The 15,415-nt window shown below is 71.6% G+C and carries 12 protein-coding genes; 5 read left to right on the top strand and 7 right to left on the bottom strand.

What is annotated here, in order from left to right:
- Positions 1-4: 4 nt before the first annotated feature.
- Positions 5-1,819 (bottom strand): SpoIIE family protein phosphatase, encoded by a 1,815-nt coding sequence (locus LCE31_RS24190; RefSeq protein WP_225017572.1) that lies wholly within the window; start codon positions 1,817-1,819, stop codon positions 5-7.
- A 243-nt stretch (positions 1,820-2,062) separates the two neighbouring features.
- Entirely contained in the window at positions 2,063-2,713 is a 651-nt protein-coding gene (locus LCE31_RS24185) for an NAD(P)-dependent oxidoreductase (protein WP_225017571.1), read from the bottom strand.
- A gap of 331 nt (positions 2,714-3,044) precedes the next feature.
- Here LCE31_RS24185 and LCE31_RS24180 point away from each other — a divergent pair, with 331 nt between their 5' ends.
- A complete protein-coding gene (locus tag LCE31_RS24180; protein ID WP_225017570.1) occupies positions 3,045-3,968 on the top strand; it encodes an AraC family transcriptional regulator in 924 nt (307 codons plus the stop codon).
- 64 nt (positions 3,969-4,032) lie between these two features.
- On the opposite strand, the gene araA is transcribed toward LCE31_RS24180, so the two are convergent.
- The 4 genes from araA to LCE31_RS24160 form a co-directional block, all read right to left on the bottom strand.
- Complete coding sequence (gene araA, locus LCE31_RS24175; protein WP_225017569.1) at positions 4,033-5,538, bottom strand: L-arabinose isomerase; 1,506 nt, start codon at positions 5,536-5,538, stop codon at positions 4,033-4,035.
- The gene (locus LCE31_RS24170; protein WP_225017568.1) at positions 5,535-6,338 is read right to left on the bottom strand and encodes an L-ribulose-5-phosphate 4-epimerase; all 804 of its coding nucleotides are present in this window, start codon (positions 6,336-6,338) and stop codon (positions 5,535-5,537) included. Before LCE31_RS24170 ends, araA begins: the two co-directional genes overlap by 4 nt.
- Positions 6,339-6,400: 62 nt before the next feature.
- Positions 6,401-8,086 carry a ribulokinase gene (gene araB / locus LCE31_RS24165; RefSeq protein WP_225017566.1) on the bottom strand — a complete coding sequence of 562 codons (1,686 nt, stop codon included), beginning with the start codon at positions 8,084-8,086 and terminating at the stop codon, positions 6,401-6,403.
- A 250-nt stretch (positions 8,087-8,336) separates the two neighbouring features.
- The gene (locus LCE31_RS24160; RefSeq protein WP_225017564.1) at positions 8,337-9,398 is read right to left on the bottom strand and encodes a LacI family DNA-binding transcriptional regulator; all 1,062 of its coding nucleotides are present in this window, start codon (positions 9,396-9,398) and stop codon (positions 8,337-8,339) included.
- Between the two features lie 662 nt (positions 9,399-10,060).
- On the opposite strand from LCE31_RS24160, the gene LCE31_RS24155 reads away from it, so the two are divergent.
- From LCE31_RS24155 to LCE31_RS24145, 3 genes are read left to right on the top strand one after another with little or no spacing between them, the layout of a single operon-like run.
- Positions 10,061-11,080 carry a sugar ABC transporter substrate-binding protein gene (locus LCE31_RS24155; RefSeq protein WP_225017562.1) on the top strand — a complete coding sequence of 340 codons (1,020 nt, stop codon included), beginning with the start codon at positions 10,061-10,063 and terminating at the stop codon, positions 11,078-11,080.
- A 20-nt stretch (positions 11,081-11,100) separates the two neighbouring features.
- The gene (locus LCE31_RS24150; RefSeq protein ID WP_225017560.1) at positions 11,101-12,195 is read left to right on the top strand and encodes an ABC transporter permease; all 1,095 of its coding nucleotides are present in this window, start codon (positions 11,101-11,103) and stop codon (positions 12,193-12,195) included.
- Between the two features lies 1 nt (position 12,196).
- Positions 12,197-13,033, top strand: coding sequence for an ATP-binding cassette domain-containing protein (locus LCE31_RS24145; RefSeq protein ID WP_225017552.1), 837 nt, complete (start codon positions 12,197-12,199; stop codon positions 13,031-13,033).
- 780 nt (positions 13,034-13,813) lie between these two features.
- Here the strand turns inward: LCE31_RS24145 and cynS are convergent.
- Positions 13,814-14,257, bottom strand: a complete 444-nt coding sequence (gene cynS / locus LCE31_RS24140; RefSeq protein ID WP_225017550.1) for a cyanase — start codon at positions 14,255-14,257, stop codon at positions 13,814-13,816.
- A 287-nt stretch (positions 14,258-14,544) separates the two neighbouring features.
- Here cynS and LCE31_RS24135 point away from each other — a divergent pair, with 287 nt between their 5' ends.
- On the top strand, positions 14,545-15,222 hold the full coding sequence (locus LCE31_RS24135) for a pyridoxine/pyridoxamine 5'-phosphate oxidase (RefSeq protein ID WP_225017548.1): 678 nt from the start codon (positions 14,545-14,547) through the stop codon (positions 15,220-15,222).
- Positions 15,223-15,415: the final 193 nt, after the last annotated feature.

The following is a 15,415-nucleotide window of genomic DNA, read 5'->3' as shown; positions in this document are numbered from 1 at the left end:
CGTCTCATCGTCGAGGGGCGGGTGGCCGGGGAACGCGCAGGGCCAGGACCGCGATGTCGTCCGAGGCGTCGGGGCTCGCGATGGTGTCGGCCAGGGTCTGGAGCAGTTCGCGCAGGGGGAGGCCGGCGTGGTCCCCGAGGAACCGCCCCACCGCGTCGATGGCCTCGGAGATGTCGGTTCCTGGCCGTTCGACCAGGCCGTCGGTGTACAGCAGGAGCAGGCTGCCCGGCGGCAACGGGCGGCGGTACGCGGTGCGGACGGCCTCGGCCAGTCCCGGGAAGAGCAGGACGCCGTGCTCTTCGAGAAGGTGGACACCGGTGTCCGGGTGGACCAGGAGCGGGGGCGGGTGTCCCGCGTTGGCCCAGGTCAGTTCCCAGGCTCCGCGGGATTCCGGGTGGGGCCGCAGATGGGCGTGGATGAGGGTGCCGCTGGCGCCGATGTCCAGCCCGGCGTTGGCGTGCTCGAACGCCCTGACCGCCTGGGCGGGTCCCCGGCCCGGGTGGTCGAGGTCGGCCTGGCGGAGCATGCTGCGTACCTGCCCCATGAGGGTGGTGGCCGTGAGGTCGTGGCCGGTGATGTCGCCGATGGACAGGGCCAGGGTGGCGGGGCTGTCGGACTCCTCCCCGCCCTCGGCGGCGGTGGGCAGGTGGTACGCGTCGTACCAGTCGCCGCCGACGAGTTCCTCACTCGCGGCCGGACGGTAGAGGGCTGCCAGTTCCAGCCCCGGCACGTCGGGCAGGTCGGTGAGCAGGGCCTCCTGCATGCGCCGCGCCACCCCGATGCGCTCGTCGACGAACTGGGCGCGCTCGACGGCGCGTGCGGCGTAGCCCGCCAGGGTCGCGAGGAGCGCCTGCTCCAGGATGTCGGTCTCGTGCGGACGGTCCCAGCCGAGGACCAGGCTGCCCAGCGGGATGACCGCGCCGGGCAGCGGTACGCACACCGCGCTGACGAGCCCGAGGCTGTGAAAGGCCGCGACCGCGTCCTTCGAGTACTCCGCCTCCAGTTGCGCGACGTCCCGGACGAAGACGGTGCGGTTCTCCCGTGCCGCGTGGGCCGTCGGCCAGGCGTCTTCGAGACCGTAGGTCTCGTAGGCGAGCTCCATCGGTGCGCTGCCCGTGGCATCGACCAGGCGCCGCATCGTCTTCCCCTCGGCGAGCGCCAGTCCCACGTACACGGGTCTGAGGTCGCTTCTGGTCAGATCGCGCACCTGCCGGCGGACCTGGTCCAGCCCGGTGGTGTTCGCCAGCGCGTCCGCGGCCCGCAGCATGACCCGGGAGCGGTCCAGCGCACCCCGGTAGCGCGTGGCGGCCTCCGCCGCCGCCGCTCGCGCGTCCGCTTCGTCCGCGCGTGCCGCCTCCCGCTGCCGCGAGACGATCCGCAGCCGCAGTTCGGCGGTGCACGCCGCCGCCAGGTCCTCCAGCAGTCCCAGCTCCCGCGCCGTCCACTCGCGGGGCCTGGTGTCGATCGCGCACAGCGATCCCAGGACCTCTCCGTCCACGTCCAGCAGGGGCATGCCGGCGTAGCCGACGACACCCATCTCCCCCGTCGCGAGGCTGGAACAGCTCCGCGGGTCCCGCCGCGCGTCGGTCAGCACCAGCGGCTCACCCTCCGCCACGACGTGCCGGCACAGGGAATGCGTCAACGGCGTCTGCCGGGTCCGCGCCCACGGCTGTGCCAGGCCCACCATGCCCGGGAGGATCTGGCGGGACGGCTCCACCAGCGCCACGAGGGCCACCGGCACGCCGACCACCTCGGCCACCAGCCGCGCGAACCGGTCCATCCCGGCGTCCGCCCGCGCCGTCAGGCCGGTCTCCCTCATGGCCGCCAGTCGCCTGCCGGCAGCCGTGTCCGGTGTCTCCCCGTCATGGCCCGGTCCCGTCACAACCTCTCCCATGATCGCCGGTCGCACCGTCAACATGTCTGACGCGCGGCAACGATAGCCCAGGGCCGGGGCAGGGCCCCGGATCACGGGGTCCCGCGGGCGGTCGGCGTGGTCCTGGGCTCCGGGCCGTGCCGAGGACGCTTTCCGCGCGGCGAGCCGCGCCCTCGTACCCCGTGTGCCTCAGTAACCCACCGTGAACCGCTCGCGGTGGTGTGCGGGGCGTTCGATCTCGTCGGCGACGGCGAGGGCGAGGTCCTGCCGGGACAGGGAGCTCTTCCCCGCCGCGTCGAAGACCGGGTGGTCCTTCCCCACGCGGTACGTGCCGCGCCGGCCGTCGGGTCCCGTCGGACCGCACTCCAGGGGCGGGCTCAAGAAGACCCAGTCGAGTTCGCGCTCGGACCGGATCGCCCGGTAGTAGTCGCGTGCGGCGCGTACACCACTGGCGTAGGGCTCGGGCGGCAGGCCCTTTTCGATCAGCTCGGTGCCGTCCTCGGAGAGGAGACTGCTCGCGCCGCCGACGACGAGCAGGCGGGGGACGGCCGCCGCCTTGGTTGCCTCCTGGATGAGGTGCGCGCCCCGCATGTAGCGTTCGTACAGGTCAGGCGCGTTCCACCCCGGATTGAACGCGCTCACGACCGCTTCGGAGCCGCTGATCGCGTCGCGCAGCGCGTCGGGCTCGAAGACGTCGGCGACCACGACCCGGGTCCCCTTGCCCGGCTCGATCGCGCCGGGACGGCGGACCACGGCGACGAGGGCGTGGCCCCGAGCCTCGAACTCCTGGTGAATGAACGTCCCCATACCGCCGGTTCCGCCGATCAGCGCCACTCGCATCGGTCCTGCTCCTGTTCGTCTTCGTTGTCCTTCGTGTGGGACCGGCCTGCCGCGTGCGGGGCAGTGGTCGCGGCAGGCCCGCCGCCACGAGCGCCGCATCGCGGGCCTCCCGGCCCTACCGGTGCTCCCGGTGCTCGCGGTGCTCCCGGCCCTTCCGGTGCTCCCGGTCGTCCCGGCTTTCCGCCGCCACGGCCGTCCCTGTCCTACGAGACAACCATCGGCCGACGCCGGGGCACCATGCGCGAGCGGCGCGCGTGCATACGCGTCCGTGCCGGACCGGACGACGAGACACCGGATCGGATGAACAGACGCCTGAGTAGGATCGGCCCGTATGGACATGATCAGCGAGCTCATCGGAGCCGTCAGGATCGGTCATGCCGACGGGCGACTCATCCAGAGGTCGGGGGCATGGGGGATGCGCTACCCCGCCTTCGTCGGCAGCGGCTTCCACATCGTGGTGCGCGGCGGCGGCTGGCTGATCACCGCCGACGGCCCGGCCGTCGAGCTGGAGGCCGGCCATGTCGTCCTCACCCCGTCCGGTGCGGAGCACGGACTCAGCCATGCTCCGTGCTCGCTGAGCGATCTCCCGCTGGGGGTGATGGGCGCCGAACCCCCGCTCGCGGGAACGGCCGACGTGGAACTCGTCTGCGGTGCCTACCGGTTGGACCACGGCTCCCTGGGCCGGCATCTCACCGGGCTGCCCGACGTGATCCCGATGGCTCCGGACCACGAGCGGCATCCCGAGATGTGGTCCCTGATCGGTCTGCTCGGTGCGGACGTGTCCGGTGCCGAGCCGGGCGGCCCGGCGAGCCGCCGCGCGCTCCTCGACCTGGTGCTCGTACACGTGCTGCGCCGGTGGCTGGAACAGAACCGCGCGGTGGGCGGGCCCGAGACCGCCGACCCCGTGATCAACGCGGTGCTGCGCGAGATCCACGAGCATCCCCAACGGCCGTGGACAGTGCAGCGGCTGAGTCGGACCGCCGGCCTGTCCCGCTCCGCGTTCACCAGACGGTTCACGACGCTGGTCGGCCGGCCGCCGATGGCGTACCTGACCGATGTCCGTCTGGAACACGCGGGCCGCCTGCTCCGGGAGACCCGGTCCCCCCTGGCCACGATCGCCTCCGAGATCGGATACTCGACCGAGTTCGCCTTCGCGACCGCGTTCCGCCGCGCCTACGGGATCTCCCCGGGCCGTTTCCGCCACCGTTCGCCTGACGTCAGCGGCTGCGACATCGCCGGGACCTCGGGTCCGTGACCGCCACCGTTCCCCTGACGTCAGCGGCTGAGACGTCGCCGGGACCCCGGGTCCGTGACCGCGTCTACAGCCCGCCGGCCAACCGGTAGTACGCCTGGTTCCAGCGCATCTCCTTCGTGAACTGCCGCACCTCGGTGGTCCGGTCGATGAGGAGGAGTTCGGTGTGGAGCATCTCGGACAGGTCCGCGAGTTCCTCGGCGCCGACCGCCGTGGACAGGACGGTGTGGTGGGGGCCGCCCGCGGTGAGCCAGGCCTCGGTGGACGTGCGCAGGTCCGGTTCCGGCCTCCAGACCGCCCGGGGCACCGGCAGGGACGGCAGCGGCTCGGCCGGCGGCACGACCTCGATCCGGTTGGCGACCAGCCGGAAGCGGTCGCCCACATCGGCCAGTCCCACCACCACCCCGGGGCCGGGCCGCGCGTCGAAGACCAGGCGTACGGGGTCCTCGCGGTCTCCGATGGACAGCGGGTGGATCTCGCAGCGGGGCCGGCCGGCCGCAATGGTCGGACAGACTTCGAGCATGTGGGCCCCGAGGATCAACTCCTGTCCAGGGACCAGGTGGTAGGTGTAGTCCTCCATGAACGAGCTGCCGCCCGGCCGGCCCGCGCCCATCGTCTTCAGGGTGTGGAGCAGGACCGCCGTCTTCCAGTCGCCCTCGCCGCCGAATCCGTAGCCGTCCGCCATCAGCCGCTGCACCGCGATGCCCGGCAGTTGCCGCAGGCCCCCCAGGTCCTCGAAGTTGGTCGTGAAGGCGCAAAACCCGCCCGCGTCGAGGAAGGCGCGCAGGCCGAGTTCGATCCGGGCCGCGTAGCGGAGGGCGTCGTGGCGGGCGCCGCCGGCCGCCAGCTCGGGGGCGGTCGTGTAGGTACGGGCGTACCGCGCCGCCAGCTCGCCCGCAGCCCCTTCGCCGACCGCGTCGACGGCTTCCACCAGGTCGTTGACCCCGTAGGTGTTGACCGACACACCGAACCGCAGCTGCGCCTCGACCTTGTCCCCCTCGGTGACGGCGACATCGCGCATGTTGTCGCCGAAGCGGGCCACCCGGAGGGTGCGCAGTGCGTTGAGGCCCAGCGCGGCCCGCATCCAGGTGTGGACGCGCCGGACCACCGCGGGATCGGACACATGGCCCGCCACGGTCTTGCGGGCCACTCCGAGCCTTGACTGTATGTAGCCGAACTCGCGGTCTCCGTGGGCCGCCTGGTTGAGGTTCATGAAGTCCATGTCGATGCTGGACCAGGGCAGTTCGACATTGGCCTGGGTGTGCAGGTGCAGCAGCGGCTTGCGCAGCAGGTCGAGCCCGGCGATCCACATCTTCGCCGGGGAGAAGGTGTGCATCCACGCGATCAGCCCGACGCACCGCGGGGCCGAGTTGGCCGCGAGCATCGCGTCCGTGATCGCGGACGCGTCGGTCAGCACCGGCTTCCACACCACCGCGACGGGGGTGTCCGCCGCCCGGGAGAGTTCCGCGCAGATGCCGCCGGACTGCTCGGCGACCTGGCGCAGCGTCTCCTCGCCGTACAGCCCCTGGCTGCCGGTGAGGAACCACACCTCGCGTTCCGCGGTCGCTGTCATGGACGGTCTCCTCGCTCGGTGACGGGGGCGGGCGCGGCAGGCGGGACGGGCGGGACGCGCGGAACCGGCGGAACCGGCGGTCCGGGCCGAGCGGATGGAGCGGGCTCAGCGGACTCAGCGGGCTGGCCGTAGACGTTCTGGTAGCGCGCGTGGAGCCGGTCGATGTCGCCGGGGTCCATGGGTACCGGCTCGCCGAGCTGCCGGGACACGTGCACGGTACGGGCCACGTCCTCGCACATCACCGCGGCCTTGACGGCGGCGCGCGCGTCCTGGCCGATGGTGAACACACCGTGGTTCCGCATCAGCACGGCCGGCGAACGGTGTCCCGTCAGGGTCTCGACGATGCCCTGGCCGATGGAGTCGTCGCCGATCAGGGCGAACGGGCCGACCGGGATCTCGGCGCCGAACTCGTCCGCCATGGCCGTGAGCACGCACGGCACCGGCTCGCCGCGCGCCGCCCAGGCGCACGCGTAGGTGGAGTGGGTGTGCACCACCCCGCCGACGTCGGGCATGTGCCGGTAGACGTACGCGTGGGCCGCGGTGTCCGACGAGGGGGACAGCGTTCCTTCGACCACCTCGCCGTCGAGGTCGCACACGATCATCGTGCCGGGCGAGAGCCGGTCGTAGGCGACGCCGCTGGGCTTGATGACGAACAGGTCGTGGCCGGGCACCCGCCCGGACACGTTCCCGGCCGTCCAGACCACCAGGCCGTAGCGTACGAGTTCCTGATGCAGGTCGCTGACCTGCTGCCGCAGCGCCGGCACCGCGGCGGGGAGTCCCTGGGACCGAGAACCACTCATGACAGGGCTGACCTCGCAAGTTGGTTGTGAGGAGTGGGGTGTGGGGAGTGGACTGTGAGCGCTCACATCGGAGGGGGAGAGACGAGAGGCACCGCGGACGGGTCCCGCAGCCGACGCAGCCGGTGCATGACCGCACTGCCGCCCCGGCCGAAGTGGTCGTGCAGGGCCAGGTATTCGGCGTAGAGACGGTCGTAGGCCGCGGCCCGGCCCGGGTCCGGAGTGTAGGCGTTCTCGTCCCGGCAGCCCATCGCGGCCGAGGCGGTGCGGATGTCCGGATGGGCGCCGGCCGCCACGGCGGCGTGGATGGCGGAGCCGAGGGCCGGCCCCTGCCCGGACCTGAGCAGGTGCACCGGGCGGCCCAGTACGTCGCTGTAGGTCTGCATGAGGAAACCGTTGCGCAGCAGCCCCCCGGCCGCGGTGAAGTCGGTCACCGGGACCCCGGCCCGCTCGAACGCCTCCACGATCGCCCGGGCGCCGAACGCCGTGGCCTCGATCAGCGCACGGTAGATGTCCTCGGGACGTGTGTCGAGCGTCAGTCCCACGAGCAGCCCGGACAAGTGGTGGTCGACCAGGACGGAGCGGTTGCCACTGTGCCAGTCGAGCGCCAACAGGCCGTGCGCGCCCACCGGTTGTGCGGCGGCCTTCTCGGTGAGCAGCTCGTGCGCGGAGATGCCGCGGCGCTCGGCCTCCGCCGCGTATCCGGACGGCAGGGCGGTGCGCACGGCCCAGGCGAGGATGTCGCCGACACCGCTCTGCCCGGCCTCGTAGCCCCACAGGCCCGGCACCACCCCGTCGCGCACCACCCCGCACATGCCGGGCACCTCGGCCAGCACCTCGGAGTTCATGACGTGGCAGGTGGACGTTCCCATGATGGCCAGCATGTTGCCGGGGTCGAGGGACTGCGCGGCGGCCGACGTGACGTGCGCGTCGACATTGCCGGCCGCCACCACCGTACCGGCCGGAAGGCCGGTCAACTCGGCCGCCGACGGCGTGAGTTCACCCGCCGGAGCACCCAGGGGCGTGAGCGGATGCTCCAACTTCGCCGTGAAGCCCGCGAAATCCGGGTGCAGGGAGGCGAGGTAACCGGCGTCGGGGTACCGGCCGTCCTGGCGGATGCCCTTGTATCCGGCGGTGCACGGGTTGCGGCTCTCGGCACCGGTGAGCTGCCAGACGATCCAGTCGGCGGCCTCGATCCAGCGGTCGGCGGCCCCGTAGACGTCCGGGTCCTCGCGCAGGGTCTGGAGCGCCTTGGCGTACTGCCACTCGCTGGAGATCTTCCCGCCGTAACGGGCGAGCCATGGCTGGCCGCTCTCGATCGCCCGCTCGACGATCAGGTCGGCCTCGGGCTGGGCGGCGTGGTGGCGCCACAGTTTCGGGTAGGCGTGGGGGCGGCGCGCGAAGCGGGGCAGTTCGCACAGCGGCGTACCGTCCGAGGCCGTGGGAAGCACGGTGCAGGCGGTGAAATCGGTGGCGATTCCCCTCACTTGCTCCGGCCGCACCCCGGCGGCCCGCAGCGCCTCGGGGACGGCGAAGCGCAGCACGTCCCTCCAGTCCTGGGGGATCTGGAGAGCCCAGTCGGGCGGCAGTTCGGGGCCGCCGCCGGGCAGGACGCGGTCCACCACGGCGTGCGTGTACTCGTGGACGGCGCTGCCCAGTTCGCGTCCGTCGGTGACAGCGACGACCAGGGCCCGTCCGGACAGGGTGCCGAAGTCGACGCCGACGGTCACGGCAGGCGGATCGGTGCTCATCGTTCCCTCTCAGTCGTGCGGAATACGCGCGGACCGCCCGGGACCGGCCCGGGGCCTCGCGGAGCCGCCGGGACGCGCACTGTGTGGGCGGTGTGTCGGGCCGCGGTTGCCGCCGGGGCGGGCGGTGTGTCGGGTCGGGCGGTACCACTGGTGCCGGGGGCGTGGGATCGGTGAGGCTCTGGTGCCTGACGAGGGGGGCGGTTCGGTGGGGTCACGGCGCGGGGGAACCGGTGGGGTTCGCGCCGCCGGATCAGGTCGGACTGCTGCTGCCGCGGACGATCAGCCGCGGTTCGATCAGGACGTGCTCGTCCTCCGCACCGCTTCCGCCCGACTCGATCCGGCTGAGCAGGAGCCGGATACTGGCCTGGCCGACTGCGGCGAAATCCTGCCGGACGCTGGTCAGCGGCGGCGCGAAGTACTCGGCCTCGGGGATATCGTCGAACCCGGCGAGCGCGACGTGCCCCGGCACCGAAAGGCCCGCTTCGCGGAAGGCCCGCTGCACGCCCAGCGCCATCTGGTCGTTCGCCACGAACACCGCGGAGACGGGCAGAGTCCCGGCCCGGGTGTCCCCGCCGACCACCCGGCCGGCCAGTTCCTGCCCCGCGCGGTAGCCGGACAGGGGCGTCCAGTCGCCCTCCAGCACCGGCGGAACGACCGCGCCCGCCTCCTCCAGCACGCGGCGCCAGCCGCTGATCCTGGCCTCGGCCTCCAGCCAGTCCCTGGGGCCCGCGACATGCCAGACCGTGGAATGTCCCGCCGCGAGCAGGTGCCTGGTCACCAGCTGGGCGCCCAGTTCCTGGTCCACCGAGACGCCCGGGACGGGCAGCGTGTGACCACCCTCGACGGTCACCACCGGGAACGGCAGACTGAGTTCCGTCAGCGCGTTGACCGCCTCACGGTAGGGGACGATCACAACGATGCCCTCCACCCCCCAGCCGCTGAGGTGTTCGATCGCCTCTCTGAGCGCGGTCGCGGAGTAACGGCGCAGCGTGACGGTGGACACCAGATAGCCCTCTTCCCTGGCCGCCTCCTCCAGGCTGAAGAGTGTGCTCGAAGGGCCGAACAGTGTGGGGTTGCACGCCACCACCCCCAGGGTGAGGGTGCGCCGGGTCACCAGCGCACGCGCCGAGGAGTTGCGCCGGTAGCCCAGCCTCTCGATCGCCCGCTGCACCTCCTCGCGTGTCGACTCACGGACGTTCGGATGATCGCTCAGCACCCGTGACACCGTCTGATGCGAGACGCCCGCCACCTGGGCGACGTCAGCCATCGTGGGGGCACGGCGAGGAGTGGGGTTCCCGGCGGTCCGCGACATGGTTCTCCGATCTGCGACAGCCCATGGTTAGCGCTCACACTCACATGCGTCAAGCGGGTGCGGATGATGCGCCCGGACCGCTCGGCTCGGCCAACTCGGCGGTCCGGAACCGGCGTTGCCGCGCTCGTTCCGACCGGTCCGCGGCTCACGTGCACCAGAAAGTACCGTCCGGGCCCTTGAGGTCGGTCACCTCATGTGCCAGCCTCTTCCCGACCGACCGGCAGTTGTCGGACTCGTCATGAGGGCCCTGCGACCGCCGTGCGCACAGCAGAATGTGAGCGCTCACTTTTTGCCCCGGCACTCCCGGCACGTCTTCACCCGCACGCCGTACTGCCATCACGACCACCGCGAGCTCGTACGCACACCGGGCCCGACGCCCGTACGCCCCGCACACCAGCACGCCCGTACGTCAGCACGCCCGTATGCCAGCACGCTCGTACGCCCGTACGCCGGCACCCCCGCCGAGGTTGTTGCCACTACGGGGAGCGACACCGTCCGGCCGGACAGGACGGGGCCGCGGAACCGGTAGCCGGTAGCCGGTAGCCGGTAGCCGGCAACAGCGTCCTCATTCCTGCCGTTTGATGGCATCCGCTCGTCCGTGAACGAAGGGATCAGCAGTGTTGCACCATGATGGATCGGAGTCCCTGCCTTCTCGTCGCGTCATGCTCCGCGGCGCCGGCCTGGCCGGCATGGCGGCCGGGATGGTCGCGCTGGCAGGTTGCGGCAGCGACACCAAGAGCGGCGGCAGCGACACTGCGGGCAGCTTCCCGGCCACTCCGAAATGGAAGTTCGTCTTCGTCAACCACGTGACGACGAACCCCTTTTTCCAGGCCACGCAGTACGGCATCCAGGATGCCTGCAGCCTGCTCAACGTCACCTACCAGTGGACCGGTTCCGAGACCTCGAACGTCTCCCAGATGGTCAGCGCGATGAACACGGCCATCACCTCCGGCGCGGACGGCATCGCCGTGTCCCTCGTCGACCAGAGCGCCTTCAACGCGCCGGTGAAGCAGGCGCTCGCCAAGAACATCCCGGTGGTCTCGTACAACGCCGACGTAACCACCAACGCGCGGCTCGCATACGTGGGCCAGGACCTGTTCGCCGCGGGCCAGGCGATGGGGAAGCGCATCGCGTCGCTCTTCCCGGACGGCGGCAGCATCGCCGTCTTCATCGCCACCCCCGGCTCGCTGAACATCCAGCCGCGTGCCGACGGCGCGGTCGCCGCGCTCAAGGCGTCGGGCGGGAAGTTCACCGTCAAGCAGGTCGCCACGGGCGCGGACGTGAACCCGGAGCAGGCGGCCGTCGACGCGTTCACCCAGGGCAACAAGGCGTTCAGGGGGCTGTTCGCGGTGGACGCGGGCAGCACCCAGGGCATCGCGAACGTGATGCGCAAGTACAGCCTCAGGGACCAGGGTTACCACGGCGGCGGCTTCGACCTGCTGACACCGACCGAGCAGGCGATCTCCGACGGCATCCTCGACTTCACCATCGACCAGTCCGCCTACCTGCAGGGCTTCCTCTCGGTCCTCTACCTCTACCTCTACAAGCTCTCCGGCACACTGGTCAGCCCGCCGATCACCGACACCGGTCTGAAGTTCGTCACGAAGGACCTCGTCACTCCGTACCTGAAAGCACAGAACCGGTTCGAGGGCAGCTCGCCCAAGCAGGTCTACATCCACTGAGGCCCGGGAGCGATCCGCACATGACTCAGCGACACGAACCGTCCGTGGGCGACACGGACGAGGACTCCGCGGCCCGGGACCCGTCCGTGCCCGCACCGCGGCAGCCGGCCCCGGCCGGCGGCGGCCCCGCCACGGTCCGGAACCTGCCGGGGCTCAAGGCTCTGCCGGGATCGCTGCTCCGACTGCGCGAACTCAGCGTGGTCGTGGTGGTGATCGTGCTCATCCTGTACTTCGGCTTCGCCAACTCGGCCTTCTTCTCCTCGTCGAACCTCGGCAATGTCGCCAACTTCGGTGCGGCGGCGGCGATCATCGCGGCCGGCGAGGTGTTCCTGCTCATCTGCGGCGAGATAGACCTGTCGACCGGGATGACCTTCGCCCTCACCCCGTTCGTGATGATGTCCGTCAACGACGCGGGCGTGCCGATGCTGATCTCCGTGATCGTCGGCCTGGTGGTGGCCGCCGCGATCGGGGTGTTCAACGGACTGGTCAACCAGCTCCTGCGGCTGCCCTCGTTCATCACCACACTCGGCATGCTCTACCTGCTGCACGGCATCACCCTGAAGGTGTCGAACAACTTCCCCCGCCCCGCACCCACGCAGGGTGTGCTCACCGAGATCCTGGGCGGCTACAAGTGGGCGGAACTCATCTGGGCGGTGGCGCTGGCCGTCCTGATGCAGGTCGTGCTGACCCAGACCAGGTGGGGCGCCCACACGATCGCCACCGGAGCCAACAGCCTCGGCGCGGCGGAAGCGGGCATCAGGACCCGCTGGGTGAAGATACGGGCCTTCATGATCGCGTCGACCTTCGCGGGACTCGGCGGCATCCTGGACGGGACCCACATCTCCCACTCCTTCGACCCCAACGCCGGCGGCAACGACCTGATGTTCGAGGCGGTCGCGGCCTGCGTCATCGGGGGAACCGCCCTGCTCGGCGGCTCGGGCACGGTCGTCGGAGCCTTCTTCGGCGCGCTGCTCCTCGCCGTACTCCAGGACGGCTTCAACATCCAGGGCATCAACGCGACCACCTTCATAGTGATCGAGGGTGTCGCCATCCTCATCGCCATGGTGCTGAACACCCAACTGGCGCGCCTGCGCCGAGGGGTGAAGGGAGGCTGACATGACTGACGCCACGACCGCGGCGGACGCCGAGCCCGCGCCGGGGGCCCCGCCGGCCATCTCCGCCGAGCACATCGGCAAGCGCTACGGGCAGGTGGAGGCCCTGCGCGACGTCAACCTCAGTGTGGCGCGCGGCGAGGTGCTCGGCCTGATCGGCGACAACGGCGCCGGCAAGTCCACACTGGTGAAGATACTCACCGGGTTCACCCAGCCGACCTCGGGCCGGATCAGCGTCGACGGCAGACCCGTCAGCCTGCACTCGGTGAGCCGGGCCAGGGAGCTGGGCATCGAGACGGTGTTCCAGGACCTGGCGCTGATCAACACGCTTCCGGTCTACCTCAACCTCCATCTGAACAAGGAGCTGCGCCGGGGGCCGTTCCTGCGCAAGTCCGCGATGCGCCGCGACGCGCACCGCTACCTCAACGACATCGGGATCAACATCCCGTCCGTGAACGCGGAGGTGGCGAACCTCTCGGGCGGTCAGCGGCAGGCGATCGCCGTGGCCCGCTCGGTCTACTCGCAAGCGAACATCCTGCTGCTCGACGAACCGCTGGCCGCGATGGGCGCGAAGGAGGGCGGCATCATCCTGGACCTGATCTCGCTGCTGCGCGCCCGGGGCGACCTGTCGATCATCCTGATCGCGCACAACTACACCCAGGTGCTCGACGTGTGCGACCGGGTCTGCCTGTTGCAGCACGGCGAGATCACCTTCGACAAGAAGACGAGCGACACGTCCGCCGAGGAACTCCTCGACCTGGTGGCCAACGAATACCGGGTCGGCGGCGCGAAGGGCCAAGGCCGCGGCAGCTACCTCACGGAGGTCCGGGACGCCCGCTGACACCACGGCCCACCGCCCCGGGAGGCCTGCGCCGCCCTGCGCCGGGGCGCCAGGTCCGTGCCGGGCCTGCGCCGGGGCACCGACTCTGCGCCGGGCGGAGGCCGCGAGTTGCTTACAGGCCCCCGGGTGTGCTGCCGAGGACACCCGCGATCCTGGCGAAGGGACAGCGGAAGACGCCATGCCGTACGAAGGCCACCCGCCAGGCCGGCGCCCCCAGAAGCCTGAGAGCTTCCCCGGCCCACGCCTCTTTGACCTGCCGCACCACGTCGGCCTGCCCGGACCCCGTCACCACCGCGCGCGGGGCACCGGCCCTGCGCCGGGGCGTGGAAGCCGGGCGGCGGATCGCCCCGGCACATCTTGCAGGCGACCGGCTTCCTCGTCCTCGCCTCGGTCCAGGTCGTGCTCGGCATCGCGCACGTACCGTCGGTCCATCTCCCGCTGGGCGTCCTGATGTTCGCACTGAGCGCGCTGGCGCTCGCGCAGGCGCTGAAATCCGGTGCGGGGGCCCGCCGGGGCCGGGGCGCTTCGGCCCCGGCGGGTCACATCGCGGCTGGCCCGGCGGCGCGGTGGCGGGGCGCCGAGGCGCCCCCGGTGAGCATCGGGCCGATCCGGAACCTGCCCGTGTCGCCCTCGGAGGCGGCGTCCCGCGTGACGGACAGGGGACACGCACGCCGCTTCGCGCGGGCTGCCGCGAGGTGCCGGCCCGGCGGGCTGCCGGCCGGCGGTCACCGGGGAAGCCCGGCGGCCGGTTTCTGGGGCGGAGCCCAGGGCCCCGCGGTGTCACCACTCGTAGGGCAGGTACTTCCCGTTGAGGGTGATCACGACCCGGTCGCCCTTCGGGTCCGGTACGCGCTCCACGTCGAGCTTGAAGTTGATCGCGCTCATGATGCCGTCGCCGCACTGCTCGTGGATGAGTTCCTTGATGGTGGGCCCGTAGACCTGCACCACCTCGTACAGGCGGTAGATGGTGGGGTCCACCGGGACCGCCGTGTCGAGGGCGCCCCGGTAGGGCTGGGTCTGGAAGGCGACGGCCGCGTCGTCACCGAGTTCGAGGAGTTCCGCCGCGCGTTCCGCCTCCCCCTTGCCCATGGGGTGCTGGCCGAGGAGCGCTGCCGTCGTCCAGGCCACGGGCCTGCCCACGGTCTCGGCGAGCTGCGCCCAGGTGATCCCGGTGCGCACCTTCGCCTGCCGTGCGGCCTCCGCGGCTTCCTTCTTCGTCAGCATGCCGGTCCTTTCCGTTCCGTGCCGTGCCGTGACAGCGGTTCCGCGTCGCGCCGGACCGCCGGTCGCGCCGGACCCCGGGTCATGAAGGGGTCGTGACGGGTCGTGATACGAGTCAGCGTACTGCATACAGAATACAATGTACGTTCTCGTATGCGACGACATCCGCCGGAATTCGGCCTCGACACCCGGCCGGAAGGGTCCGTTGGGCGCTCTCTCTATTATGTTTATCTCGGGAACATACTAGGGAAGACGCAGACCACGACGGTCCGACGGCGGGAGAGCGAGCCATGGAACAGCGAGCCGGGGAACACGGCGGCCTACGGGAGGTTCTGCGCGGGATCGAGGTCTTCGCGGGAGACGATCTGCCCGTCTTCGACCCCACCGACACCCCTTCCGCGCCCGACGAGTTGTTCGTCACGTGGCTTCGCGCCGCCATGGCGGCCGGAGTCCGCGAGCCGCACGCGATGACGCTGTCCACCGTCGACCCCGACGGGAACCCCGACGCGCGGGTCCTCATCGTCAAGAACGTGGACGCGGGCAGCTGGCAGTTCGCCGTGCACGCCGACAGCCCCAAGGGCCGCCATCTGGCCGCGCACAGCCGGGCCGCGCTGACCTTCTACTGGTCGACGCAGGCCCGGCAGATCCGGGTGCGCGGGCCGGTCGTCGCGGAGCCCGCCGACCGCAGCGCGGCGGACTTCCTCGCCCGCTCGCCCGAGGCGCGGGCCGAGGCCCTGCTCGGGACGCAGAGCCGGCCCCTCGCGCACCTCGCCGAGCGCGACCTGCGCACGAAGGAGTCACTCACCCGCGTCGAGCGCGAGCCCGGTCTCGTGGCGGCGGAGTGGACGCTGTACGGGCTGCGCGCACAGGAGGTGGAGTTCTGGCAGGGCGACAAACTCCGCCGCCACACCCGCCTCGCCTACCTGCGCGAGGCGGGCGGGTGGCGCAAGCAACTGCTGTGGCCCTGACGGCGACAGTTCCGAGGCCACGGCCGGGAGCTCCGGCGCTACGGGCGTGAACTCCGGCGCGACGGCCGGGGCCCGGCGCGAGTACGCCGACCCCCCGGGGGGGGGGGGCCCCCGGGCGCCCCCCCCCGCGCCCCCCCCGCGCGGGGGGCCCCCCCCCCCCCCCCCACCGGGGCCCCGTGACCCCCGCCCCCCG

The sequence above is a fragment of the Streptomyces sp. 8L genome (assembly GCF_020176795.1).
Classification (GTDB): domain Bacteria; phylum Actinomycetota; class Actinomycetes; order Streptomycetales; family Streptomycetaceae; genus Streptomyces.
This window is presented reverse-complemented; position numbering and strand designations above follow the sequence as displayed.

Excerpts from the sequence above, each read along its gene's own strand:
- LCE31_RS24180 (WP_225017570.1), top strand. The coding sequence starts at position 3,045 with ATGGACATGATCAGCGAGCTCATCGGAGCCGTCAGGATCGGTCATGCC.
- LCE31_RS24150 (WP_225017560.1), top strand. The coding sequence starts at position 11,101 with ATGACTCAGCGACACGAACCGTCCGTGGGCGACACGGACGAGGACTCC.
- araB (WP_225017566.1), bottom strand. The coding sequence starts at position 8,086 with ATGAGCACCGATCCGCCTGCCGTGACCGTCGGCGTCGACTTCGGCACC.
- LCE31_RS24155 (WP_225017562.1), top strand. The coding sequence starts at position 10,061 with ATGCTCCGCGGCGCCGGCCTGGCCGGCATGGCGGCCGGGATGGTCGCG.
- araA (WP_225017569.1), bottom strand. The coding sequence starts at position 5,538 with ATGACAGCGACCGCGGAACGCGAGGTGTGGTTCCTCACCGGCAGCCAG.
- LCE31_RS24145 (WP_225017552.1), top strand. The coding sequence starts at position 12,197 with ATGACTGACGCCACGACCGCGGCGGACGCCGAGCCCGCGCCGGGGGCC.
- LCE31_RS24185 (WP_225017571.1), bottom strand. The coding sequence starts at position 2,713 with ATGCGAGTGGCGCTGATCGGCGGAACCGGCGGTATGGGGACGTTCATT.
- LCE31_RS24170 (WP_225017568.1), bottom strand. The coding sequence starts at position 6,338 with ATGAGTGGTTCTCGGTCCCAGGGACTCCCCGCCGCGGTGCCGGCGCTG.
- cynS (WP_225017550.1), bottom strand. The coding sequence starts at position 14,257 with ATGCTGACGAAGAAGGAAGCCGCGGAGGCCGCACGGCAGGCGAAGGTG.
- LCE31_RS24190 (WP_225017572.1), bottom strand. The coding sequence starts at position 1,819 with ATGAGGGAGACCGGCCTGACGGCGCGGGCGGACGCCGGGATGGACCGG.
- LCE31_RS24135 (WP_225017548.1), top strand. The coding sequence starts at position 14,545 with ATGGAACAGCGAGCCGGGGAACACGGCGGCCTACGGGAGGTTCTGCGC.
- LCE31_RS24160 (WP_225017564.1), bottom strand. The coding sequence starts at position 9,398 with ATGTCGCGGACCGCCGGGAACCCCACTCCTCGCCGTGCCCCCACGATG.